Source organism: Micromonospora sp. DH14 (assembly GCF_029809455.1).
GTDB classification, from domain to species: Bacteria; Actinomycetota; Actinomycetes; order Mycobacteriales; family Micromonosporaceae; genus Micromonospora; species Micromonospora parva.
Map to the genome: position 1 here is coordinate 1 of NZ_JARVKT010000009.1, position 21,635 is coordinate 21,635.

Sequence of the window (21,635 nt, forward strand, 5' to 3'; positions counted from 1 at the left end):
GCCTGGCCCTGCCTGGCCCTGCCTGGCCCTGCCTGGCCCTGCCTGGCCCTGCCTGGCCCTGCCTGGCCCTGCCTGGCCCTGCCTGGCCCTGCCTGGCCCTGCCTGGCCCTGCCTGGCCCTGCCTGGCCCTGCCTGGCTTGGCCTGGCCCTGCTCGGCTTGGCCCGGCGCTGCCCGGTGTGGCCCGGTCCGGGCTGCCCGGCTGGCACGGCTCGGACCTGCTCGGCTTGGTCCGGTCCGGCACTGCCCGGCCGGGCTCGGGTTGGAGCCGGCCTGGGCATGACAGGGTGACCGATCGGGGCCGGAAGTGTGGTCAGAGCACGTGTAGGGCGGTGCAGAGCCAGCGGCCACGACGGTGCTCCAGGCGTACTGCCATCGCCCAACTTCGGCCGCCCGCGCCGGTGAGGACGGCTGCCGCCTCCACCGCGGTCTCCCGGGGCTCGCAGACTCGCAGGCGTAGCAGCCGAACCAGTGGTCGGCCGGTGCGACGGCGGGCTGTCCCGGCCCGGCCGGACGCGCGGGCGAGTTCGGTCAGCAGGTCGGCTGCTCGGGCCGGGTCGAGCAGCGCCCGCACCTGGTTCGGCGAGCGGTAGCCGTTGACCACCTCCACGCAGGTGCCGACGAAGCGGTGCGCGGCCCGGGTGGTCTCCGGAGCGGCCGTCGGTGGTAATGACGCGGCGGGATGGGCGGTGGGTCGGTTGGGCACCGGGCGCAGCGCTGTTCGGCGTTCCGGCGGCCGGACGGGGAGGGGTCTGGTGGAGGCGAACAGGTCGAGGGCGAGCTGACCGTCGGTCGGTGCCGGCCAGTACGCCCCGTCGGTCTCGTCGACGTACGGCGGGTCGAAGGGCGGGACGGGACGCAGTCGCACGGGTGGTCGGGAAGGACCGGGTCGTGCTCCGCTCATCATGGCCCCCTTTGATCTTGCGTTTGCCTTCGTTTGCCTCCGACAAGCTTGATTCTGAGCGAGACAACTGCCTCGGTCAATGGCTTCCCGGTACCCACGCCCGACAAAGGGCCTTGATCCACTCGAGTTTCTTGATACCGCGGTATCGCGGCGGCCTCGATGCCCCGACTTCCGTGAACCCGAGTGGATCAAGCCAGGTCGGCCGCCCGATCGCCCACGGCCGGCAGGCGGGAGGGCTGGTTGAGGGGCTGGTCGTGACAGGGGTGGCAGGCAGGCGAGCGAGCGGCTGCCCGGGCTGGTCGTGACGTGAGGCGGGCAGGCGACTCGGCCGGCGCGGCGCGAGCGGCAGGCAGGCTGGTCGTGACGTGGGCGGGCGGCCAGGGAGGCTGGCAGGTGGGGCGGGCCGACTGGATCGGGCTGGGCTGCCGCTACTCGGGGTCCCGGTCGATCAGCGGGTTGCTCTGCACCCAGTCTGCGGTTTCGTCGTATTTGCGCGCTATGTACTCTTCGAGGCGGGTGCGCTCGACGCGCCACTGGCCGCGCCCGCCGATCTTGATCGCCGGCAGTTCGCCGCTGCGCACCATGTGGTAGACCTGCGAATCCGACACGTTGAGCTCGGCAGCCACGTCGGAGAGCAGCAGGAACCTCGGCTCCACAGGAACTCCCGGTGTTGATGTCGTTTGGCTCAGTTTGCCACCGACAGCGCTGGCCGCCCAGCACCGGGCCGGTTCGGCGGCCGACCGGCAGCGCGAGACACACCGGGCGGGAGCTTCCTCCGGTCGGAGGCGAGGTGTATGACGGTCACGGCGTGCGGCATGATCTGCGCCCGTGCCGGCGGCCGCCGGTGGAGGACGACGCGGGGAGACGACCGGTGACCGACGAGCTTGTCCGGGTGTACGTGCCGGCGACCGTACCGATGCTGGCTCGGCTGCGCGAGGAGGGGCTCGCCACCGACCAGGCGCACGCCGTGACCCCGGCGCTTCGCGAGTGGTACGCGGAGGGCGACGAGGAGGAGTTGGAGTACGTCGCGTTCACCCGGGCTGCCCAGGACGCCCTGCACCTGCTGCGGGCCGACCCGAGCGCGCCCCGCCGTCGCGTCGTCGTCTCGGTCGACCTGCCGTCGGGGGCGATCGGGCGTGGCGACGGTGAGTTGGGCTCCAGCACTGTGGCGTTGACCGGTGCCGTGCCGGTGGGCGCGGTGGCGGCCATCCATGTGGACGGCGCGGACGCGGTCGAGGAGATCGGCGCGGCGGCCGACGTGGTGGCCGAGGCGGCGGCTGGTGACCCCGACGCCCAGTTCACCGTCGACGGCGCCGAGGATCACGAGCTGGAGTGGTACGACGTGACGGAGCTGGACCAACTGCTCCGCGCCGCCACCTGAGCCGGACACCGGCCGGGACCGTCGAACACCGGCCGGGACCGTCTGACGTCAAACGCCGGCCACCGGCCGGGACCGCCTGACGCCGGCCGGGACCGTCTGACGTCAAACGCGGCCACCGGCCGGGGACCGCCTGACGCCGGCCGGGACCGCAGTACACCGGCCGGGACCGTCTGACGCCGGACACCGGCCTGGGGGCCGGGGTCAGCGAGCCGGGTCCGCCTTCGCCGGGTCCGCGTCGACCGCCTGAGCGTCGTCGGAGGTCTCGGTCGGGTCCGCGTCGTACGCCTTGGCGTAGCCCGGCTTGTCGTCCTCGGGGTCGGCCTGGTCCGGGACCGGGCTGTCGACGGGTTCGTCGTCGTCGGTGTGGGCGGGGCTGAGCGTGCGGCCGAACGCGATGAGCGCGGTCAGCGCCCCCACGAACAGCACCCAGATGCCGTTGTCCACCCGGGAGGTGCCGAGTGAGGTCTGCGCCACCGCGTCCGCCTCGCTGAGGGCGCTGGCGAGGTCGAGCAGCGACCGGCCGCCGACCCGGATGATCACCTCGGCGAGCAGCAGGAGGAGCCCCGGTCCGGCGCCGGCGAGCAGGTACGCGGGCCAGCGCAGCGCCGGGGCGTCGGGGTCGCGGCGGACGGCTCGACGGCGTGCCCAGGTCAGGTAGCCGAAGGCCAGGAGGCCGGCCAGGAGCCCGGCGACCAGCGATTCGGTGCGGGACACCCACTTGGCCGCGCTGATCAACGACTCCTGGCTGTCGCCGGCGCCGAAGAGGTCGAACAGCGGGTCGCGGGCGCGGCTGAACGCGACCACGAAGATCAGCGTGCCCAGCGCGGCGGTGACCACGGCACCGATCGCCGGGGCGGTCCGCGCGGCGGCCAGCGCGCCCCCGATGATCGCCGCCGCCGCGGTGGTGCCGGCGATCACGTTGGTGGTGGACGTGTCGAAGTAGGTGAGGTTGATGGCCACCGCGGCGGCGAGCCCGACCAGCATTCCGCCGCCGATCGCGCCGGCGAAGCGCAGGGTGGCCCAGTCGCCGTACCGGCGGGCCAGCAGGTTGCCACCGGCCAGCGCGACGGCGGCCCCGGCCACCAGTGCGGCCGAGATCACGCCGGGCAGGGCGAACGCGGACAGGCTGATCGCGGTGACCCCGGCCGCCGCCGAGGTGATGGCCTCCCGGGTGGACCAGAGCATGGCGGCCAGCCACCCGAGTGCCAGCAGCGCGAGCACTGTGGCGCCGGGCGCGGGCAGCGGCCGAGTGGCCGCGTTGACCGCCGGCTCGTCCGACTCGGCGGCCGAGGGGCGGCCGGGCTGCTTGGTCATCGTCTCCCCTTCGAGGCGGCAGGTCACCGACCATTCAGGGTACGCGGGCCCGCTGGGCTGCCCGTCGCCCCGGGACAGCGGGACGGATCGAGACCGGTCGGTAAGGGGAGGAGGGGTGGGGCGGTCCTTGGCGCGGGGCGGTGGCCGAGGTGGGTCGCGTGGCCCGTCGTGGGAGAATCACGGGAGGTCCCGCCGCTGCTCGGTCTCTCGTGTGGCGTCCGGTGTCCGGCCGTCCGGTCGGCGCCCGCGGGTCCGGTTTCGCCACTGCTGTCGAGATCGCCAGGAGCCCTGATGGATGCCGTGTTCTCCGTACCCGAGCCGCGCAACGAGCCGGTTCGCAACTACGAGCCGGGCAGCCCCGACCGGGACCGGCTCCAGCGGCGGCTGACCGAGCTCGCCGCCGAGCGCATCGACCTGCCGATGACCATCGGCGGCGAGCAGCGGATGGCCGCCGGTGACCCGATCAACGTGGTGCAGCCGCACAGGCACGCCCACGTGTTGGGTGTGACAGCGCACGCCACCCACGATGACGCCCGCGCCGCCGTGCGGGCGGCCAAGGATGCCGCGCCGATGTGGCGGGCGCTGCCCTTCGAGGAGCGCGCCGCGATCTTCCTGCGCGCCGCCGAGCTGCTCGCCGGTCCGTGGCGCGACACCCTCAACGCCGCCACCATGCTCGGCCAGTCGAAGACCGCGATCCAGGCGGAGATCGACGCGGCCTGCGAGTTCATCGACTTCCTGCGGTTCAACGTGCACTTCGCGCGTCGCCTGATGGAGGAGCAGCCGGCGTCCTCGCCCGGTGTATGGAACCGCTTCGACCACCGCCCGCTGGAGGGCTTCGTCTACGCGGTCACCCCGTTCAACTTCACCGCCATCGCCGGCAACCTGCCGTCGGCGCCGGCCCTGCTGGGCAACACGGTGGTCTGGAAGCCGGGCCCGACCCAGCAGTTCGCCGCGCACTTCACCATGCGGCTGTTCGAGGCGGCCGGCCTGCCGCCCGGTGTGATCAACATGGTCACCGGCCGGGGCGAGGAGGTCTCCGACGTCGTGCTCGCCGACCCGGACCTGGCCGGCATCCACTTCACCGGCTCGACGAAGGTCTTCCAGCAGTTGTGGCGGACCGTGGGCGACAACATCGCCCGTTACCGGGGCTACCCGCGCCTGGTCGGCGAGACCGGCGGTAAGGACTTCGTCGTCGCGCACACCAGCGCCGACGTGGACGCTCTGCACACCGCGCTGATCCGTGGCGCGTACGAGTACCAGGGCCAGAAGTGCTCGGCGGCGTCGCGGGCGTACGTGCCGCGCTCGATCTGGGAGGGTGGGCTGCGGGACCGGCTGGCCGCCACCGCCGACTCGCTGACCTACGGTGACGTGGCCGACTTCGGCAATTTCGGCGGCGCCGTGATCGACGACAAGGCGTTCGCCCGGCACACCGCCGCGCTGGAGCTGATCGCTGGTGACGACAGCTGCCGGGTGCTCGCCGGTGGCACCGCCGACGACTCGGTCGGCTACTTCGTGCGCCCGACGCTCTTCGAGTGCGGCGACGCCGCCCACGAGACCTTCACCACCGAGTACTTCGGGCCGATCCTGGGCGTGCACGTGTTCGACGACGCCCGTTTCGACGAGGTGGTGGCGCAGGCCGAGTCGATCGCCCCGTACGCGCTGACCGGCTCGGTGTTCGCCACCGACCGTCGGGTCGTCGAGTCGGTCGGCGAGCGCATGCGCTACGCGGCCGGCAACTTCTACATCAACGACAAGCCGACCGGCGCGGTGGTCGGGCAGCAGCCCTTCGGTGGCGCCCGCGCCAGCGGCACCAACGACAAGGCCGGCTCCTGGCTGAACCTGGTCCGCTGGGTCTCCCCGCGAACGATCAAGGAGACCTTCGTGCCGCCGACCGACCACACGTACCCCCACATGGGCTGACCGGCGACGACCCGCCGGCGGCGTGCGTGAGCGCCGCCGGCGGACGCCCGGAATGGCCAATCCATCGATAGTCCTCAACGGACAGTCTGCCGCCGACAGTGCACTTAGGAAGTCCTGTTGGGTGGCAAACCGGCAAATCCTGGACGCCGGGTGCGCAAAGTGGCAGCGTAGTGGGCATGGCGGATTCCGGAGTCAACCCTACGGCGGCGGCCCTGCTCGGCCTCCTCCACGAGGGCCCGATGACAGGCGGTCAGTTGATGGCCGCCGCTGAGCGCCGTCTGGCGCCGTACTGGTCGATGACCCGCAGTCAGGTGTACCGCGAGTTGCCGGTGCTGGCTGAGCGGGGTTTTGTGCGGCTCGGCAAGCCGGGGCCGCGGATGAGCCAGCCGTACGCGCTGACCGCCAGCGGAAAACGGACGTTTTCCCGCTGGCTCGCGGAGAACCCGGGGCGGGACACCATCCGCAACCCGATAGCGCTGCGGATGGCCTTCGGCAACCTGCACTCCGCCAGCCAGCTGAAGAGCCTGTACGCCTCGGCCAACGAATACCACACCGAGGCCCTCGCCCAGGTGCGGGAGCAGGTGAAGAACGCCAAACGGGACGGCGAGACGTACGACGCCAGCGCGCTGGAGTTCGCGGTCGCCTACCACCGGGCTGCCCTCTCGTGGCTGAAGTCCGCCCCCGTCGGGTGACGATCGGCTGGTTCGCGCACCGGCAACGGGCTGCCGCGCGCCCGGGGGCGCACCGCCGATTTGGCGCTGCTCCGCGGGGCTCGCAAGCTCAGCCCTCGCCCGCGCAGTACGCTTGTCTGTCGTGACCGCTGCCGATTACGCCGAACAGCTCAAGGAACTCGACGCGACCCTGCGAAACATCGAGGCCGTCCTCAACCTCGACCGGCTCCACGAGGACAAGGCCCGCCTTGAGCAGGAGGCGTCCGCCCCCGACCTGTGGGACGACCAGGCCAAGGCCCAGCAGGTGACCTCGCAGCTGTCGTACGTCAACGGCGAGATCAGCAAGCTGGGCAGCCTGCGCTCCCAGCTCGACGACGCCCAGGTGCTGCTGGAGCTGGCCGAGGCCGAGTCCGACCCGGGCGTGTTGACCGAGGTCGAGTCGGAGATCACCGGGTTGACCAAGGCCATCCAGGAGATGGAGGTCCGCACCCTGCTCTCCGGCGAGTACGACTCCCGGGAGGCGCTCGTCGCCATCCGGGCCGGTGCCGGTGGCGTGGACGCCGCGGACTTCGCCGAGATGCTGCTGCGGATGTACCTGCGCTGGGCGGAGCGGCACGGCTACCCGACCGAGGTCTACGAGACCTCGTACGCCGAGGAGGCGGGTCTGAAGTCGGCTACCTTCGCGGTCAAGGTGCCGTACGCGTACGGCACGCTCAGTGTCGAGTCGGGCACGCACCGGCTGGTCCGGATCAGCCCGTTCGACAACCAGGGGCGTCGGCAGACCAGCTTCGCGGGGGTCGAGGTCCTGCCGGTCACCGAGCAGACCGACCACATCGACATCCCGGAGAACGAGGTACGCGTCGACGTCTACCGCTCCTCCGGCCCGGGTGGGCAGAGCGTCAACACCACCGACTCGGCGGTGCGGCTGACGCACATCCCGACCGGCATCGTGGTGACCTGCCAGAACGAGAAGTCCCAGCTGCAGAACAAGGCCTCCGCGCTGCGGGTGCTCCAGGCTCGGCTGCTGGAGCGCAAGCGCCAGGAGGAGCAGGCCAAGCTCGAAGGGCTCAAGGAGAACGCGGCGGGCTCGTGGGGCGACCAGATGCGCTCGTACGTCCTGCACCCCTATCAGATGGTGAAGGATCTCCGAACTGAGCAGGAGACCGGCAATCCGAGCGCGGTCTTTGACGGCGAGTTGGACGGTTTCATCGAGGCGGGTATCCGTTGGCGTAAGCAGCGGCAGCTCGCCGGCGACGGTGCGTGACGGTGCGCGGGCGGAGCGCGTCGTCGATCTCCAGGTAGGAGCCTGATTCGACGACTCGTGGCGGATCGGCGGGGCGTGGGGCTTGGCTCAGTTGTTACACCGCGTAGACTCACCACCCGTGATTCAGCTTGAGCAAGTGACGAAGACGTACCCGAAGGCGTCCCGGCCTTCGCTCGACAACGTGTCCGTCTCGATCGAGAAGGGCGAGTTCGTCTTCTTCATCGGTCCATCCGGCTCCGGCAAGTCCACGATCATCAAGATGCTGCTGCACGAGGTGGCCCCCAACAAGGGGCGCGTCGTGGTGAACGGCAAGGACGTCACGTCGATGCGGTCCTGGAAGCGACCCCACTTCCGGCGCTCGATCGGCTGTGTCTTCCAGGACTTCCGGCTGCTGCCGAACCGCACCGCCTACGAGAACGTGGCGTTCGCTCTCGAGGTGATCGGCAAGACGAAGGCGGTTGCCCGTCGCGTCGTGCCGGAGGTGCTGGAGCTGGTCGGGCTCGGTGGCAAGGAGCACCGCTACCCGCACGAGCTCTCCGGTGGTGAGCAGCAGCGGGTCGCCGTCGCCCGGGCGTTCGTGAACCGTCCGCTGATCCTTCTCGCGGACGAGCCCACCGGAAACCTGGACCCGGACACCTCGATCGAGATCATGCGTCTGCTGGACCGGATCAATCGCACCGGCACGACCGTCGTGATGGTCACCCACGACTCCAACATCGTGAACCAGATGCGCCGCCGCGTCGTTGAGATTGAGAGCGGTCGCATCGTGCGTGACCAGGCCCGCGGCGTCTACGGGTGAGCCGGCGCTCCACCCCTGCGCAGCCTGACGACGAACACCTCATGCCGGAGACCCGGAGGAAATCCCGATGCGCGTGAAATACGTCCTGTCCGAGGTACTGGTCGGACTGTGGCGCAACGTGACCATGTCCATCGCGATGATCATCACGATGGCGGTCTCGCTGACCATGCTCGGCGCCAGCGGTCTGATGTACCGCCAGGTCGACGACATGAAGGACCTCTACTACAAGAACATCGAAGTCTCGATCTTCTTGACCCAGGAGGTGACCGAGCAGGAACGCACTGACCTGCAGACCAAGCTCGACAGCGACCCCCTGGTCAAGGATGTCCTCTACGTCAACAAGGACGAGGCGTACAAGCGCTTCAAGGAGATGTACCAGGACGCGCCGGACCTGGTGAACGCGGTCAAGCCCGACCAGCTGCCCGAGGCGTTCCGGCTCAAGCTGAACAACCCGGAGCAGTACAAGGACGTCTACGACCAGTACAAGGACACGGCGGGCGTCGAGGAGATCATCGACCAGAGTCGACTGCTCGACAAGATCTTCAACATCCTCACCTCGATCCAGAACATCGCCCTGGCCGCCGCCATCGTGATGGCGATCGCCGCCCTGCTGCTCGTCGCGAACACCATTCAGGTGGCCGCGTACAGCAAGCGGCGCGAGGTGGCGGTCATGAAGCTGGTCGGCGCGTCCAACTGGTTCATCCAGGCGCCGTTCGTGCTGGAGGCCGTGGTGGCCGGCCTGATCGGTTCACTGCTTGGTCTGGTGGCCCTGGTCGCGGCGAAGTATCTGCTCTTCGACGGGTCGTTGAGCGCGTTGCAGGGCCTGCTCTCGCCGATCACCTGGGGTGACATCCTGTTCATCTTCCCGGTGATGGCCGGCGTCGGTGGTCTGGTCAGCGCCGCCACCGCCTGGATCACCCTGCGCTTCTACCTGCGGGTCTAGGCGCCGTACGGGTCGTCCCGTGGTCTCCCGAGGACCCTCCCGCAGCCGGAAATAAACGGCGCGGGAGGGTCCTTCCACTCGGGTAGCATGATCGGTTGTCCGGCCGGGGTGAACCGGCCGCGGACGAGGGAGAGGGGGTGGCACCGATGCCACGGGAAAAGGGGCGCAAGGTGGTCGCCTCCAACAAGAAGGCGCGCCACGACTACGCGATCCTCGACACGTACGAGGCGGGCATGGCGCTGACCGGCACCGAGGTCAAGTCGCTGCGGGCCGGGCGGGCGTCGCTCGTCGACGCGTTCGCGCAGGAACGTGACGGCGAGTTGTACCTGCACGCGATGCACATTCCGGAGTACACCCAGGGCACCTGGACCAACCATGAGCCCCGGCGTACCCGCAAACTGCTGCTCAACCGGGGCGAGATCGACAAGCTCGTCGGCAAGACCCGCGAGGGTGGTTTCACCATCGTCCCGTTGCAGGTCTACTTCTCGGACGGCTGGGCCAAGGTCGAGATCGCGCTGGCCAAGGGTAAGAAGTCGTACGACAAGCGTCAGGACCTCGCCAAGCGCGACGCGGACCGGGAGATCGCCCGGGTGTCGGGTCGACGAGGCAAGGGAATGGACGACTAGTTCATCCTGTTTGTCCGGGTCGGTGCGTCGGCCCGGGGCTCGGGATGAAAGCTGTTGCGCCAGGCGTTAGTCTTGTCAGTGCCGCCACATCGGCGGCCTGTCGAGGGGGTGACTGGTTTCGACTTCGTACGCAGCGACAGGGGAAGCGAGCCGAGGAAGCCGACGTCGTCTCGAGAATCGGTCGTCGGAAACTTATAAGCGCCAAGCAAAATCGCGCTGACTTCGCTCTCGCCGCCTGAGGCGAGTAGCTAAGTCTGTCGGCCTGGGAACGCCTTCGTCCCAGTAGCCGGCATCAGCTAGGAGGCTGGCCAATCGGACCCGGTCGCGGGGTCCGTGCGGCGAGATTAATCAGCGACTGGGCCCGTCACACCAACTTGCTCGCGTGAGCGGTGGGGCCGAGTAGAGGCACAGCGAGCTGCGCTCGGAGAAGCCCTGACAAACCGGCGAAGGACCCGGGTTCGATTCCCGGCACCTCCACCACCTCGAACGAAGCGCCCCGGCCACTGGTCGGGGCGCTTCGTTGTGTCGGCGGGGTCTTACGCTGCCACCTGTGACCAACCGAGAGCTGCGCCTGTCGGTCGGCGCGTCACCCGGCCAGCGGGTCGTGGCGGTGGTGGCCGGCGTCCTCGTCGCCGCCATCGGCGCGGCGTTCGTGGTGCTGCCCCTCGTCGCCGACGGGCTGCTGCGCCGGCTGACCGGACCGGGTGACGCGTTCGCCTCCTATGAGGAGGCTCGCGACCTGCCGCCGGGGCTGCTGCCGCCGGGGCTACGGGACTCCGCTGACCCGAACCAGTCCGGTCCCAGCCCGTTCATCGGCCTGTGTGGTCTGCCCTTCCTGCTGCTCGGCCTCTACCTCGCGTTGCGGGTGCTCCGTACGGCCGCCTGGCTGGACGGCAGCCGGGCGCGGGTACGCGGGGCGCTGCGTACCCGCACCGTCGACCTCGCCACCGCCCGGATCGAGGCCGGCGGAACGTCGTACCGCGACGCGGACGACATCGACCCGGCCGGTGGGCCGCAGCTGCGGTCCATTCTCGCCACCGGCCCGGCCGGTACGCGGGGGGTCACCATCCCACTGCGCGGCATGGGGCTGCCCAGCCTGCCACCGACAGAGCTGCGGGCGCTGGCCGAGGCGATAACGGCGGGTCGACGGGGCGACGGGCGGGACGACGACACCCGTGCGGTGGCAGACCAGCTGCGCCGCCTGGCGCAGCGCCGCTCGACCGACTGAGACGGGTTCGTCCGGACGGCTCGTGAGGGCTGCGGAAGCGGTACCGGTGCGGCTGGTGGGGTCAGTGGGTCCAACGCGGCAGATGAGGCGATCCGGGGCCCTGGACAGGGCGGGCCGGGCAGGCTCACCATCGCGGTATGGGGTAGCAGCGCCGCGCGGGAGGTGCCATGGTCACCGGTCCGATCCAGCAGCCGTCACTCGTCGCCCGACCGCGCGTCGCGCATCCGGTGGGGCGCCCCGCCGATCCACCTCCCCTCGGTCTACCCGGCGAGCCGCGCCCCGCCGGCCTCGCCGGTGACGTGCACGCCCTCGGCCGGGCCGTCGCGGTCGCCAGCACCGAGCCGCGCTGGCGCGAAGCCGTTCTTCTTCGGCTGCGTCCGGTGCGCCAGGGTTTCGCCGAGCACGTCCGGGCCACCGAGGGCCCCGGCGGCCTCTACCGGGAGTTGCTCACCCAGTCGCCGCGACTGGACCACGGCGTGCGGCTGCTGACCCGGGAGCACACGGCGATCGTCGCCGCGATCCTGGCGGCGCAGCAGATCGCCGAGCGGCCCGAGGCGCACCCCGACGAGCTGCGGCACCGGGTCGGGCACCTGCTGCGGAAGTTGGCCCGGCATCGGCGGCGCGGCGCCGACCTGCTCTGGGAGGCGTACCAGACGGACCTGGGCGGCGAGACCTGAGGGAACCGGCCGGTCGGCGGGTGCGTCGAACCGCACATGCGTCGACTCGCAGTGCTGCTCGTACTCCCATTGCTGCTCACGGCGGGCTGCGCCGCGACCGACGCCGGTCCGGCCGACGCCCCACCCGGCCCGGCGCGCGACGCCGAGGCGTTCGACCAGCGGGCCGCTGAGGTCGCGGAGGCGTGGCGGCCGGGCCCCGACTGGCGCACCGGCTACGTGCCGTTGGAGGGGCCGACACTGCTCACCGGCGACCCGGGCTTCACCCCCGACACCGAGGCGGCCTTCCGGGCCGGGTGGTACCGCGCGCAGGTGCCGATACCGCCCACCCGGGTCGGTGGCGAGATCCGGTTCCCGGACGGACGGTTGACGCTGCCGTTGGTCAGCGCCGCCGAGGCGTACCGGCAGCTCGACACGGGTGACCCGCAGCCCTGCCCGGGACGGCCGAAGCAGCCCGGTCGGCCCACCCCCGGCGGCCCCACCGTCGAACCAGGGCCGGACGGGTGGGTGACGAGCAGCACGCAGACCGCCTGTCTCCCGCTCACCGTCACCGCTGTCACGTTCGACACCGTGCCGGTCCGCACGAGCCGCGGTGTGGCGCAGGTTCCGGCCTGGCTGTTCACCATCGAGGAGCTGACCGCCCGGGTGGCCCGGCTCGCCGTCGCGCCCACCGGGGTCACCAAGGTTCCCGAGCCCACCGCGCCGGCCCGCCCCCTGCCCGACGGGTTGGTGGCGGCCCAGGACCTGGCGGCCGTCGACGACACCCGGCTGACGGTGCGGCTCGGCGTCGGCGCGTGCGACACCGGGATCACCCCGTTGGTGTGGGAACGGCCGGACGCCGTGGTGGTCGGTGGCCGCGTCACCCGGCCCACCGGCGAATGCATCGCACTGCTGAAACTGGAGCCGGTCACCGTCACCCTCGCGACACCGCTGGGTGCCCGGCCGGTGCTGGACGTCCACACCGGCGCCCCACTGTCGATCGCACCGCGCTGAACGAGACCCGGTTTCAGAGGATGCTGGGCACGTCCGTGCTGATCGGCACCGGCACAACCGTGGGACGGTCGGCGCCCAGCCCGGCGGTGAGCGCCGCGCCGAGCTGATCGGGGGTCTCCACCACCTCCGTGGCGCAGCCGTAGCCGGCCGCGATCGCGACGATGTCCAGACCCGGCAGGTCCAGGCCGGGCACCCCGGGAGTGTGCTTCAGCTCGGCGAACGCCTTCAGGATGGCGTACTGCTGGTTGACCGGGACGACGACCACCACGGGCAGTGCCAGGCGCGCGGCCGTCCACAGCGCCTGCACCGAGTAGTGGAACGAGCCGTCGCCGACCACCGCCACCACCGGGCGACCGCGCCCGGTGTCCCGCTCGGCCAGGGCGACGCCGATCGCCGCCGGCAGCCCGTAGCCGAGGCCGCCGCTGGCCATGGTGAAGTACGACGCCGGGCGGGTGATCCGCAGCTGACGGCGCAGCGCGGACAGGTTGGAGGGTGACTCCTGTACCAGCACGGCGTCGGTCGGCCAGTGCGCGGCCAGCGCGGCGAACAGGGCGTCGGCGCTCAGTGGTGTGCCGACCTCGGGCGGTGGTGGTGTGTCCCGTCGTGCCGGCGCCGGCCGGTCACTCGGCGGCACCCGTTCGACCAGCGCGTCCAGGGCCAGCCCCGGGTCACTGAGCAGACTGTCACCGACCGGGGCTCGGGCGGCCTCGTCCGGGTCGTCAGTGACGTGCAGCAGGCGGGCGCCGTCGGGCAGGTGCCCGCCCGGCACGTACGGGTAGTAGCGGAAGACCGGGGCACCGACGACCAGCACCGTGTCGTGTCCGCGCAGCGCCTCGGCGAGGGGACCGATCGCGTACGGCAGCACGCCACGGAAGTGCGAGTGGTCCTCGGGGAAGACGGCCCGCTCGGTGGCGGGGGCCGACCAGACCGGCGCGGCGAGCCGCTCCGCCAGCGCCACCGCGGCCGACCAGCCCGCCGAGCGGTCCACCCCCGGCCCGTACACGAGCGCCGGGTTGCGGCTGCCGGCCAGCACCGTGACGAACTCCGCCAACCGCTGCGGGTCCGGTGCGAACCGGGTGGCCACCGTTCGCGGCGCGGGCGGCGGGTCGGCCGGCTGGGCCCAGTCGTCCATCGGTAGGGAGAGGAAGACCGGCCCGGCCGGTGGCTGCACCGCGGTCGCGTACGCCCGCAGCATCGCCGCGGGGATGTCCTGCGCCCGCGCCGGCTCGTAGGCCCACTTCACGTACGGCTGCGGGAGTTCGGTGGGCCGGCGGTTGGCCAGCCGGGGTTCGAGGAGCAGCATCTCCCGGGTCTGTTGGCCGGCGGTGACGATCAGCGGGGTCTTGTTGTGCCAGGCGGTGACCAGGTTGCCCATGCCGTTGCCGGTGCCGGGGGCGGTGTGCAGGTTGACGTGGGCGGGCACTCCGGCGGCCTGCGCGTAACCGTCGGCCATCGCCACGGCCGTCGCCTCATGCAGCGCGTGGACGTAGTGGAAGTCGGCCGGGAAGTCCTGGAGGAACGGCTCCTCGGTGGAACCGGGGTTGCCGAAGACGGTGGTCAGGCCGAGGGTGCGGAGCACGTCGTACGTCGCGTCCCGGACAGTTGCCATCGCCACCCGCCTCCGTGTCGCGGGCAGGGACAACCGCGATCGCCCTCCCGATCAGCCGAATCTATCGGGATGTGACGGACCTTTCGGGCTTTTCTCGGCGGTCGGTGCTCCGGAACGGGCGATCACCGGGAGGTCTGCCAACCGGTGCATCGGCCCTTCGTGTCAACTGTCTGATCACCCGCCGGTCAGACCTTAGCCAGCACCCAGCACGCAGGCTATGGTGCCAGGCATGGCGTTGACAGCGCGGCGGAACCCGATGCGCCGGGCGGATCCGGTCGAGGACCGGCCCCCGGGCCGGGCTCACGGTTGACGGGTGTGTGGCATGCAGGGAGAGGGCCAGGCGATCGGCGGACGAGCGATGGAGTCGATGACCGGGCGGCTGCTGGTCGCGACTCCGGCGCTCAAGGACCCCAACTTCGACCGTACGGTGGTGCTGCTCGTCGCCCACGAGCCGGGCGGCGCGCTCGGCGTGGTGCTGAACCGGGCCACCGAGGTGCCGGTGGCCGACGTGCTCGGTGACTGGAGCGACCTGGCCCGCCACCCGGCGGTGCTCTTCGAGGGTGGCCCGGTGCAGCCCGACTCGGCGATCTGCCTCGCCCGGATGCGCCACCCGATGCGCCGGTTGAAGGGCTTCCACCAGGTGTCCGGGGCGGTCGGCACGATCGACCTCTCGGTCGACCCGGAGCGGCTGCGGGAGAGCATCGGCGGCATCCGGGTCTTCGCCGGTTACTCCGGCTGGGGCAGCGGCCAGTTGGAGCAGGAGATCGCCGACGGGTCCTGGTTCGTGCTGGACGGGCTGCCCGGGGACGCCTTCGTCGACCGGCCCGACGACCTGTGGCCGATGGTGCTGCGCCGGCAGGGCGGGATGATGGCCGCCGTCGCGCACTTCCCGCCGGACGTGGCGCTCAACTGACCCGGCTCGGCGGGGGACCCCGCGAGATGACCATGCGAGCGGGTCTGTGTATAGTTTCCCAGTGCCCGGGCGACCGGGACAACAGCAAGGGGCCGTGGCGCAGCTGGTAGCGCACCACACTGGCAGTGTGGGGGTCAGGGGTTCGAGTCCCCTCGGCTCCACCTTGTTGGACCGCAGGTCAGCGGCTTAGTCGGAGATCGTCCGCTAGGCCGCTGATCTTTTTCCGCGGTCTGCTCTCTCGCGCGCCTAGCGGATGATCGGTGACCACTCCCGCTGGCTGGTGATCGTCACGCCGGGAGTGCGGTAATAAGGGTCCTCGGCGACGATCGCGGCGAACGCCGCGGCGTCCGGGACGTCGAAGATCAGCAGTGCTCCGGAGTCGTCGGGGAACGGCCCGGCCAGCACCACCCTGCCCTCCCGGCGCAGGGCCTGGAGACGCTCCCGGTGCGCCGGCCGAGCGGCGAGCCGGTCGGGTTCTTCGCCGAAGGACAGCTCCAAGATGAACACGGGTTCCTCCTCCTGGGGGCGGCCTCCCGGAGGACCCTAGTCGACGTGCTGTGCCATCGCCGCCCGTAACGAGGGCGGTGGAGGTCGCCCTGGCCGGCTGTGCGGACACGCAGACCGCCCCTCACCGGATGATCCGGTCAGGGGCGGTTGTCGACTGTATGTCCGGCTGGGGCGCTGTCAGCCCTGGCGGCTCTTCCACTGCGGGTTGGCGCGGTTCACCACGACCGTGCGGCCACGGCGGCGGACCACAACCGAACCCGGCTTCTGCTTGAGCGCACGCAACGAGCTACGTACCTTCATCTCTGCCTCCTCGGTGCAAGCGGTTCCGAGTATCGAAACGCCACACCCACCCTGCGGATTCCCGACCGGGCAGCGTCGAACCTTTGCCGCCCGCCGGCCGTACCAGTGGGCGGAGGTCGTCCTCATGCCCGTACGCCGGCTCCTCGCCACTGTGCTGGTCGCTGCCGCGACAGTGCCGCTGGCCGCCACGCCCGCCGCCGCCCACGGTGCCCCGACCGACCCGGTCAGTCGCGCGGCGGCCTGTGGCCCCGAGGGCCGGTACGCGGCCACCAGCGCCTGCCGGGCGGCGATCGAAGCCGGCGCGGCCGTGCGCGAATGGGACAACGTACGCGTAGCCGCGATCAACGGGCGAGACCGGGAACGGATCCCGGACGGTGAGCTGTGCAGTGGTGGGCTGTCCGCGTACCGGGGACTGGACCTGCCCCGCACCGACTGGCCGAGCACCGAGTTGACCAGCGGCGCGAAGTTCACCTTCCGGTATCGGACCACCATCGAGCACCGGGGCACCTTCCGGCTCTACGTCACCAAGCCCGACTACGACCCCCGCAAGAAGCTGACCTGGGCGGACCTGGAGTCGCGCCCGTTTCTGACGCGGACCGACCCGCCGGTGCGGGCCGGGGCGTACCAGTTGGCGGGTCGGCTGCCGGCGGATCGCAGCGGCCGACACCTGATCTACACGATCTGGCAGAACTCCAACACCCCGGACACCTACTACTCCTGTTCGGACGTGGTGTTCCGGGGTGCCAGGTCCACCGGCTCCCCGCCGAAGGCCGCCGCATCGAAGAGCGCGCCGCGTACCGCTGCGAGTGCGCCAGCCGCCACCGGGTCGGCGGTGGCGGCGGCGGCCGACCCGGGCGTGCCGGTGGCGGCGGTGACCGACCTCGGCGGCCGGTGGCCGGTGCTGGCCGGTGCCGCCGTCGTGCTGGTTCTGCTGCTGCTGATCGGCGCGAGCCGGCGGCGTCGCGGTGCCGCCGCACCCGTGGGACGGCAGTGCGAGGTACGCAACCACCGGGCCGGGCGGCGTCGGATCTGGTGACCCGACCCGCCCGGAGCCCGGCGGTGCTCAGCCCAGGTGCTGTTCGATCTCGGCCAACTCGTCGGCGGTGAAGTCGAGGTTGTCCAGCGCGGCGACGTTGGTCTCCAACTGCTCGACACTGCTCGCCCCGATGATCAGGCTGGTCATCCGCGGGTCACGCAGCGCCCAGGCCAGCGCGAGCTGTGCGAGGGACTGGCCGCGCCGCTCGGCGATCGCGCCGAGGGCACGGATGGTGGCCATCTTCTCCTCGCTGAGGTCGCTCTCGTTGAGGAAGACGCTGGTGCGCACCCGCGAGTCGGCCGGGATGCCACCCAGGTAACGGTCGGTCAGCAGGCCCTGCGCCAACGGGCTGTACGCGATGCAGCCAGCGCCGACCCGCTCCAGCGTGTCGAGCAGGCCGTCGGACTCGGTCCAGCGGTTGAGCATCGAGTACGACGGCTGGTTGATCAGCAGCGGCGTACCCAGTTCGCCCAGGATCGCGGCGGCCCGCGCGGTCTGCTCCGAGTTGTAGTTCGAGATGCCGACGTAGAGCGCCTTGCCGGAGCGGACGATCGCGTCGAGCGCCCCCATCGTCTCCTCCAGCGGGGTGTCCGGGTCGAACCGGTGCGAGTAGAAGATGTCGACGTAGTCCAGCCCCATCCGGCCCAGCGACTGGTCCAGCGACGAGATCAGATACTTGCGCGAACCCCACTCGCCGTACGGGCCGGGCCACATCAGGTAGCCGGCCTTGCTGGAGATGACCAGCTCGTCCCGGTACGACTTCAGATCCGTGGCGAGCATCCGGCCGAAGTTCTCCTCGGCCGAACCGGGCGGCGGGCCGTAGTTGTTGGCCAGGTCGAAGTGGGTGACGCCGAGGTCGAAGGCGCGGCGCACGATGTCGCGCTGCCGTTCGAACGGGCGGTCCGGGCCGAAGTTGTGCCACAGGCCGAGCGAGACGGCGGGCAGCCGCAGCCCACTGCGTCCGCTGCGTCGGTAGGTCATGGTGTCGTAGCGGTCTTCCGCGGCGAGATAGGTCACGATCATGAGCCTAACTCCGGAGCACGGTGCCGGGGATCGGGCGTGCGAACCGGGACATCGGGGTAGTTTCGACGCCATGCGTTTCATTGCGCTCGACACCCCCAAACCGCTGTCCAAGATCGGGTTGGGCACCTGGCAGTTCGGCTCCCGGGAGTGGGGGTACGGCCCGGACTTCGAGCGGCAGGCGGCGCAGATCGTCCGGCGGGCCGTCGAACTGGGTGTGACGGTCTTCGACAGCGCCGAGATCTACGGCTTCGGGCGCAGTGAACGCATCCTCGGCGCGGCCCTCGGCGACGACCGGCCGAGGGTGGTGGTGGCCAGCAAGATCCTGCCCGTGCTGCCGGTGGCCGCGGTGGTGCAGCAGCGGGCGGTCGCCTCGGCGGCCCGGCTCGGCGTCACCAGCATCGACCTCTACCAGGTGCACCAGCCCAACCCGGTCGTCGGCGACCACACCACCATGCGCGGCATGCGGGTCCTGCAGGACGTCGGGCTGGTCGGCGAGGTCGGGGTGAGCAACTACGGGCTGCGCCGCTGGCAGGTCGCCGAAGCGGCGCTCGGCCGGCGGGTGCTCAGCAACCAGGTCCGCTACAGCATGCTGGACCGCGCGCCCGAACAGGACCTGCTTCCGTACGCGCGGCAGGCCGGCCGGGTGGTCATCGCGTACAGCCCGCTGGCACAGGGCTTCCTCTCCGGCCGGTACGACGCGAAGAACCCACCGACCGGGGCGGTCCGGCGGGCCAACCCGTACTTCCTCCCGGAGAACCTGGAACGCGGCGCGACGCTGATCGACACGGTGCGCCAGGTCGCCGACGCCCACGACGCCACCCCCAGCCAGATCGCGCTGGCCTACCTGCTGCGCCACCCGAACGTGCTCGCCATCCCCGGCGCGTCCGGCGTCGAGCAGATGGAACGCAACGCCGCCGCGGCCGACATCGACCTCGCCGACGACGAGTACACGGCGCTGGCCGAGGCGGCGAAACGCTTCCGGCCGGTCACCGGCCTCGCCGCGATGCCGGCGATGCTGCGTGCCCGGTTCGCCAAACCAACCGAGAAGTGAGCACAGTGGACGACATCACCGCACTGATCCTCGACGACCACGCCGCCTTCCGGCGCGGCTTCGCCCGCCTCGACGACGCCCGCGACGAGCAGGAGATGCTCGCCATCTGGGACGCCCTCGCCCTGCACCTGGACATCCACGCCGAAGCGGAGGAGGCGATCCTCTACCCGCACCTGGTCAAGCACGGCGACGACGGCGAGGACGAGACGGCCGACGCGATCGGCGACCACAACAAGATCCGCGACGCCATCGCCGAGGCGAAACTGCATCCGGTCGGCTCGGATCAGTGGTGGGAGGCGGTCGGCACGGCCCGCCGGGAGAACAGCGAGCACCTGGCCGAGGAGGAGGACGAGGCGCTGCCCGACTTCCGCCGGCACGCCAGCACCGAACTCCGCGCCGAGCTGGGCCAACGCTGGCTGACCTTCTACGGCGAACACAAGAACGGGCGCAACCTCCCGTTCCGCGACAAGGACCCGCAGCAGTACGTCGCCGACCACCGCTGACATCTCCCCGGTACGGGGGAGTCGCCCGGACCGGTCCCGGCCGGAGAATGGCGTGGTGACCCTCCGCGCGGCGCTGGCCCCGCTGGTCGCCGGCACCACCTGGCGACGCGGCGTGTTCCTGCTGCTCGGCGGCGTGCTGGCGCTGCCGTACGGGCTGCTCGCGGTGGTCTTCGCCCAACTGCTCGCCGACTCGGCGATCCCCCGCCCGCTGGTCTACGTCCTGCTGGTCATCGCGGTGCTGATCGCCGTCGTCCCGTTGCTGCTGGACGGCAGCCGGGCTCTGGAGATCGCCGCCGCCCGGGCGCTGCTCGGTGTCGACCTGCCCGAACCCGCGCCCGGGCACCACGGCGACCGGGAGACCCGGCTGCGCAGCGCGCTCTGGATCGCCACCCACCTCATCGTCGGCGCGCTGGTGATGCTCGCGCTGTTCAGTGCGCTGCCGATGGCGCTGGCGTTCATCGCCCAACAGTTCGGCATCGGCGCCGAACTGACCAGCCGGCAACGGTACGGGCCGCTGGACGGGCAGGACAACGGATGGCTGACGGTGACCGGGGTGGTCCTGCTGGTCGGCCTCGGCTACGCCGTCGCCGGGCTCGGCGCGCTCGCCGGGTCGATGGCACCGGTGCTGCTCGGCCCCGCCCAGGCGGAGCGGATCGCCGCCCTCGAAGCGCAGGCCAACCGCCTCGCCGAACGCAACCGGCTGGCCCGGGAGCTGCACGACTCGGTCGGTCACGCGTTGACGGTGGCCACCCTCCAGGCCGGGGCCGCCCGCGAGGTCCTCGACACCGACCCGGAGTTCGTCCGGCGGGCGCTCACCGCCATCGAGGACGTCGGGCGGACCGCGATGGACGACCTCGACCACGTGCTCGGGCTGCTCCGGGAGGGCGGACAGGACCGGCCCGTGGTGGCGCCGCAGCGTACCCTCGCCGACCTGGACCGGTTGGTCACCGACGCCCGCGCCGCCGGCCTCGCCGTGCACGCGCATCGCGCCGGCGACCCGACCCGGGTGCCCGCGGTGGTCTCCCGGGAGGGCTACCGGATCGTCCAGGAAGGACTGACGAACGCCGCCCGGCACGGCCACGGCCCGGTGACTGTCCGCCTGGACCTGCACCCGGACGCGCTGGAGCTGGAGCTGGTCAACGCGCTGCGCCACCCCGTCCGGCCGCAGCCGGGGCGGGGCGGTCGAGGTCTGGACGGCATCCGGGAGCGGGTGCTGCTGCTCGGCGGCCGGCTCACCGTGGGCCCGGACGGTGACCGGTGGCTGATCCGGGCCCGCCTGCCCTACGAGGAGACGCGATGACCACGGGAGTTCTCATCGTCGACGACGACGAGCTGATCCGGGTCGGGCTGCGGGCCATCATCGACGCCCAACCGGACCTGCGGGTGCTCGCCGAAGCCGCCGACGGGGCCGAGGTGCCGCCGCTGGTCGCCCGGCACCGGCCCGACGTGGTGCTGATGGACGTGCGGATGCCCGGCATCGACGGCATCCAGGCCACCCGGCACCTGCTGGCCACCTCCGCCGATCCGCCACGGGTGCTGGTGGTCACCACGTTCGCCAACGACGAGTACGTCTACGAGGCGCTGCGCGCCGGGGCCTCGGGGTTCCTGCTCAAACGGGCCCGGCCCGCCGAGGTGGTGGAGGCGGTCCGGGTGGTCGCGGCGGGCGAGTCGCTGCTCTTCCCGGCCGCGATCCGTCAGCTGGTCGGGGCGTACAGGCCGGCCGGCGGCGACCGGTTGTGCGGGGCCCGGCTCACCGAACGGGAGGCCGAGGTGCTGCGGTTGATGACCACCGGCCGATCCAACCCGGAGATCGCCGCGCACCTGGTGGTCGGGGTGGAGACGATCAAGACGCACGTCGGCAACGTGCTGGCCAAGCTGGGCGTCCGCGACCGCACCCAGGCGGTCATCGCCGCCTACGAGTCCGGCTTCGTCACCCCGTCCGGCTGAACGGTCCCTCCACCGGGGGAGCGGGTTCACC

At 71.4% G+C, this 21,635-nt stretch carries 23 protein-coding genes, 1 tRNA gene and 1 other RNA gene; 18 read left to right on the forward strand and 7 right to left on the reverse strand.

The genetic code is table 11. The features are described 5' to 3' along the window. Positions 1 to 311 precede the first annotated feature (311 nt). Together QCZ28_RS13940 and QCZ28_RS13945 are read right to left on the reverse strand one after the other, a co-directional pair. Entirely contained in the window at positions 312 to 905 is a 594-nt protein-coding gene (locus QCZ28_RS13940; protein ID WP_279517052.1) for an Rv3235 family protein, read from the reverse strand. 425 nt (positions 906 to 1,330) lie between these two features. Then, positions 1,331 to 1,558 carry a helix-turn-helix domain-containing protein gene (locus QCZ28_RS13945; RefSeq protein ID WP_124775311.1) on the reverse strand — a complete coding sequence of 76 codons (228 nt, stop codon included), beginning with the start codon at positions 1,556 to 1,558 and terminating at the stop codon, positions 1,331 to 1,333. A gap of 215 nt (positions 1,559 to 1,773) precedes the next feature. Between QCZ28_RS13945 and QCZ28_RS13950 the strand changes: the two genes are divergently transcribed. Further along, positions 1,774 to 2,283 (forward strand): hypothetical protein, encoded by a 510-nt coding sequence (locus QCZ28_RS13950; RefSeq protein ID WP_279517053.1) that lies wholly within the window; start codon positions 1,774 to 1,776, stop codon positions 2,281 to 2,283. A gap of 201 nt (positions 2,284 to 2,484) precedes the next feature. On the opposite strand, the gene QCZ28_RS13955 is transcribed toward QCZ28_RS13950, so the two are convergent. After that, positions 2,485 to 3,597, reverse strand: a complete 1,113-nt coding sequence (locus tag QCZ28_RS13955) for a hypothetical protein (protein WP_279517054.1) — start codon at positions 3,595 to 3,597, stop codon at positions 2,485 to 2,487. A gap of 291 nt (positions 3,598 to 3,888) precedes the next feature. On the opposite strand from QCZ28_RS13955, the gene pruA reads away from it, so the two are divergent. The 10 genes from pruA to QCZ28_RS14005 all read left to right on the forward strand — a co-directional run bounded on the left by pruA (position 3,889) and on the right by QCZ28_RS14005 (position 12,715). Then, positions 3,889 to 5,517 carry an L-glutamate gamma-semialdehyde dehydrogenase gene (gene pruA / locus QCZ28_RS13960; RefSeq protein ID WP_279517055.1) on the forward strand — a complete coding sequence of 543 codons (1,629 nt, stop codon included), beginning with the start codon at positions 3,889 to 3,891 and terminating at the stop codon, positions 5,515 to 5,517. A 176-nt stretch (positions 5,518 to 5,693) separates the two neighbouring features. Further along, positions 5,694 to 6,209: a PadR family transcriptional regulator gene (locus QCZ28_RS13965; RefSeq protein WP_030331495.1), complete on the forward strand. Its 516-nt coding sequence runs from the start codon at positions 5,694 to 5,696 to the stop codon at positions 6,207 to 6,209. A 121-nt stretch (positions 6,210 to 6,330) separates the two neighbouring features. Continuing rightward, positions 6,331 to 7,452 (forward strand): peptide chain release factor 2, encoded by a 1,122-nt coding sequence (gene prfB, locus QCZ28_RS13970; protein WP_279517056.1) that lies wholly within the window; start codon positions 6,331 to 6,333, stop codon positions 7,450 to 7,452. Positions 7,453 to 7,570: 118 nt separating this feature from the next. Then, entirely contained in the window at positions 7,571 to 8,251 is a 681-nt protein-coding gene (gene ftsE / locus QCZ28_RS13975) for a cell division ATP-binding protein FtsE (protein ID WP_030331491.1), read from the forward strand. A 67-nt stretch (positions 8,252 to 8,318) separates the two neighbouring features. Then, complete coding sequence (gene ftsX, locus QCZ28_RS13980; RefSeq protein WP_279517057.1) at positions 8,319 to 9,194, forward strand: permease-like cell division protein FtsX; 876 nt, start codon at positions 8,319 to 8,321, stop codon at positions 9,192 to 9,194. A gap of 146 nt (positions 9,195 to 9,340) precedes the next feature. Beyond that, positions 9,341 to 9,820: an SsrA-binding protein SmpB gene (gene smpB / locus QCZ28_RS13985; RefSeq protein ID WP_030331487.1), complete on the forward strand. Its 480-nt coding sequence runs from the start codon at positions 9,341 to 9,343 to the stop codon at positions 9,818 to 9,820. Between the two features lie 104 nt (positions 9,821 to 9,924). Next, positions 9,925 to 10,300, forward strand: a transfer-messenger RNA (tmRNA) gene (ssrA, locus tag QCZ28_RS13990). A 70-nt stretch (positions 10,301 to 10,370) separates the two neighbouring features. After that, positions 10,371 to 11,048, forward strand: a complete 678-nt coding sequence (locus tag QCZ28_RS13995) for a hypothetical protein (protein WP_279517058.1) — start codon at positions 10,371 to 10,373, stop codon at positions 11,046 to 11,048. Positions 11,049 to 11,215: 167 nt separating this feature from the next. Further along, positions 11,216 to 11,725, forward strand: coding sequence for a hypothetical protein (locus QCZ28_RS14000; RefSeq protein ID WP_279517059.1), 510 nt, complete (start codon positions 11,216 to 11,218; stop codon positions 11,723 to 11,725). Positions 11,726 to 11,761: 36 nt separating this feature from the next. Next, on the forward strand, positions 11,762 to 12,715 hold the full coding sequence (locus QCZ28_RS14005; RefSeq protein ID WP_279517060.1) for a hypothetical protein: 954 nt from the start codon (positions 11,762 to 11,764) through the stop codon (positions 12,713 to 12,715). A gap of 13 nt (positions 12,716 to 12,728) precedes the next feature. On the opposite strand, the gene mdlC is transcribed toward QCZ28_RS14005, so the two are convergent. Next, entirely contained in the window at positions 12,729 to 14,324 is a 1,596-nt protein-coding gene (gene mdlC, locus QCZ28_RS14010) for a benzoylformate decarboxylase (RefSeq protein WP_279517061.1), read from the reverse strand. Positions 14,325 to 14,646: 322 nt separating this feature from the next. Between mdlC and QCZ28_RS14015 the strand changes: the two genes are divergently transcribed. Beyond that, positions 14,647 to 15,237: a YqgE/AlgH family protein gene (locus QCZ28_RS14015; RefSeq protein ID WP_030331478.1), complete on the forward strand. Its 591-nt coding sequence runs from the start codon at positions 14,647 to 14,649 to the stop codon at positions 15,235 to 15,237. 88 nt (positions 15,238 to 15,325) lie between these two features. Next, a tRNA-Ala gene (locus QCZ28_RS14020) sits at positions 15,326 to 15,398 on the forward strand. Positions 15,399 to 15,483: 85 nt separating this feature from the next. Here QCZ28_RS14020 and QCZ28_RS14025 read toward each other — a convergent pair. Both QCZ28_RS14025 and QCZ28_RS14030 read right to left on the reverse strand, forming a co-directional pair. After that, positions 15,484 to 15,744, reverse strand: a complete 261-nt coding sequence (locus QCZ28_RS14025; protein ID WP_279517062.1) for a YciI family protein — start codon at positions 15,742 to 15,744, stop codon at positions 15,484 to 15,486. Between the two features lie 177 nt (positions 15,745 to 15,921). Beyond that, entirely contained in the window at positions 15,922 to 16,044 is a 123-nt protein-coding gene (locus tag QCZ28_RS14030) for a 50S ribosomal protein L36 (protein WP_030331473.1), read from the reverse strand. Between the two features lie 124 nt (positions 16,045 to 16,168). On the opposite strand from QCZ28_RS14030, the gene QCZ28_RS14035 reads away from it, so the two are divergent. Beyond that, on the forward strand, positions 16,169 to 17,080 hold the full coding sequence (locus QCZ28_RS14035; protein WP_279517063.1) for a lytic polysaccharide monooxygenase: 912 nt from the start codon (positions 16,169 to 16,171) through the stop codon (positions 17,078 to 17,080). Positions 17,081 to 17,107: 27 nt separating this feature from the next. Here QCZ28_RS14035 and mgrA read toward each other — a convergent pair whose 3' ends face one another. Beyond that, a complete protein-coding gene (gene mgrA, locus QCZ28_RS14040; RefSeq protein WP_279517064.1) occupies positions 17,108 to 18,103 on the reverse strand; it encodes an L-glyceraldehyde 3-phosphate reductase in 996 nt (331 codons plus the stop codon). A 70-nt stretch (positions 18,104 to 18,173) separates the two neighbouring features. On the opposite strand from mgrA, the gene QCZ28_RS14045 reads away from it, so the two are divergent. Genes QCZ28_RS14045 through QCZ28_RS14060 form a run of 4 tightly spaced genes read left to right on the forward strand, consistent with a single transcriptional unit; the run spans position 18,174 to position 21,604 of the window. After that, complete coding sequence (locus QCZ28_RS14045) at positions 18,174 to 19,154, forward strand: aldo/keto reductase (RefSeq protein WP_279517065.1); 981 nt, start codon at positions 18,174 to 18,176, stop codon at positions 19,152 to 19,154. Next, positions 19,151 to 19,657: a hemerythrin domain-containing protein gene (locus QCZ28_RS14050; protein WP_112582361.1), complete on the forward strand. Its 507-nt coding sequence runs from the start codon at positions 19,151 to 19,153 to the stop codon at positions 19,655 to 19,657. The genes QCZ28_RS14045 and QCZ28_RS14050 overlap by 4 nt, the downstream gene beginning before the upstream one ends. 55 nt (positions 19,658 to 19,712) lie before the next feature. Then, positions 19,713 to 20,957, forward strand: coding sequence for a histidine kinase (locus QCZ28_RS14055; RefSeq protein ID WP_279517066.1), 1,245 nt, complete (start codon positions 19,713 to 19,715; stop codon positions 20,955 to 20,957). After that, complete coding sequence (locus QCZ28_RS14060; RefSeq protein ID WP_279517067.1) at positions 20,954 to 21,604, forward strand: response regulator transcription factor; 651 nt, start codon at positions 20,954 to 20,956, stop codon at positions 21,602 to 21,604. The genes QCZ28_RS14055 and QCZ28_RS14060 overlap by 4 nt, the downstream gene beginning before the upstream one ends. The last annotated feature ends 31 nt before the right edge of the window (positions 21,605 to 21,635 follow it).

Bases quoted from the DNA above. Each gene is read 5' to 3' on its own strand.
- QCZ28_RS13940 (WP_279517052.1), bottom strand. From the start codon at position 905: ATGATGAGCGGAGCACGACCCGGTCCTTCCCGACCACCCGTGCGACTG.
- QCZ28_RS13955 (WP_279517054.1), bottom strand. From the start codon at position 3,597: ATGACCAAGCAGCCCGGCCGCCCCTCGGCCGCCGAGTCGGACGAGCCG.
- pruA (WP_279517055.1), top strand. From the start codon at position 3,889: ATGGATGCCGTGTTCTCCGTACCCGAGCCGCGCAACGAGCCGGTTCGC.
- QCZ28_RS13965 (WP_030331495.1), top strand. From the start codon at position 5,694: ATGGCGGATTCCGGAGTCAACCCTACGGCGGCGGCCCTGCTCGGCCTC.
- ftsX (WP_279517057.1), top strand. From the start codon at position 8,319: ATGCGCGTGAAATACGTCCTGTCCGAGGTACTGGTCGGACTGTGGCGC.
- smpB (WP_030331487.1), top strand. From the start codon at position 9,341: ATGCCACGGGAAAAGGGGCGCAAGGTGGTCGCCTCCAACAAGAAGGCG.
- QCZ28_RS14000 (WP_279517059.1), top strand. From the start codon at position 11,216: ATGGTCACCGGTCCGATCCAGCAGCCGTCACTCGTCGCCCGACCGCGC.
- QCZ28_RS14005 (WP_279517060.1), top strand. From the start codon at position 11,762: ATGCGTCGACTCGCAGTGCTGCTCGTACTCCCATTGCTGCTCACGGCG.
- mdlC (WP_279517061.1), bottom strand. From the start codon at position 14,324: ATGGCAACTGTCCGGGACGCGACGTACGACGTGCTCCGCACCCTCGGC.
- QCZ28_RS14015 (WP_030331478.1), top strand. From the start codon at position 14,647: ATGCAGGGAGAGGGCCAGGCGATCGGCGGACGAGCGATGGAGTCGATG.
- QCZ28_RS14030 (WP_030331473.1), bottom strand. From the start codon at position 16,044: ATGAAGGTACGTAGCTCGTTGCGTGCGCTCAAGCAGAAGCCGGGTTCG.
- QCZ28_RS14035 (WP_279517063.1), top strand. From the start codon at position 16,169: ATGCCCGTACGCCGGCTCCTCGCCACTGTGCTGGTCGCTGCCGCGACA.
- mgrA (WP_279517064.1), bottom strand. From the start codon at position 18,103: ATGATCGTGACCTATCTCGCCGCGGAAGACCGCTACGACACCATGACC.
- QCZ28_RS14045 (WP_279517065.1), top strand. From the start codon at position 18,174: ATGCGTTTCATTGCGCTCGACACCCCCAAACCGCTGTCCAAGATCGGG.
- QCZ28_RS14060 (WP_279517067.1), top strand. From the start codon at position 20,954: ATGACCACGGGAGTTCTCATCGTCGACGACGACGAGCTGATCCGGGTC.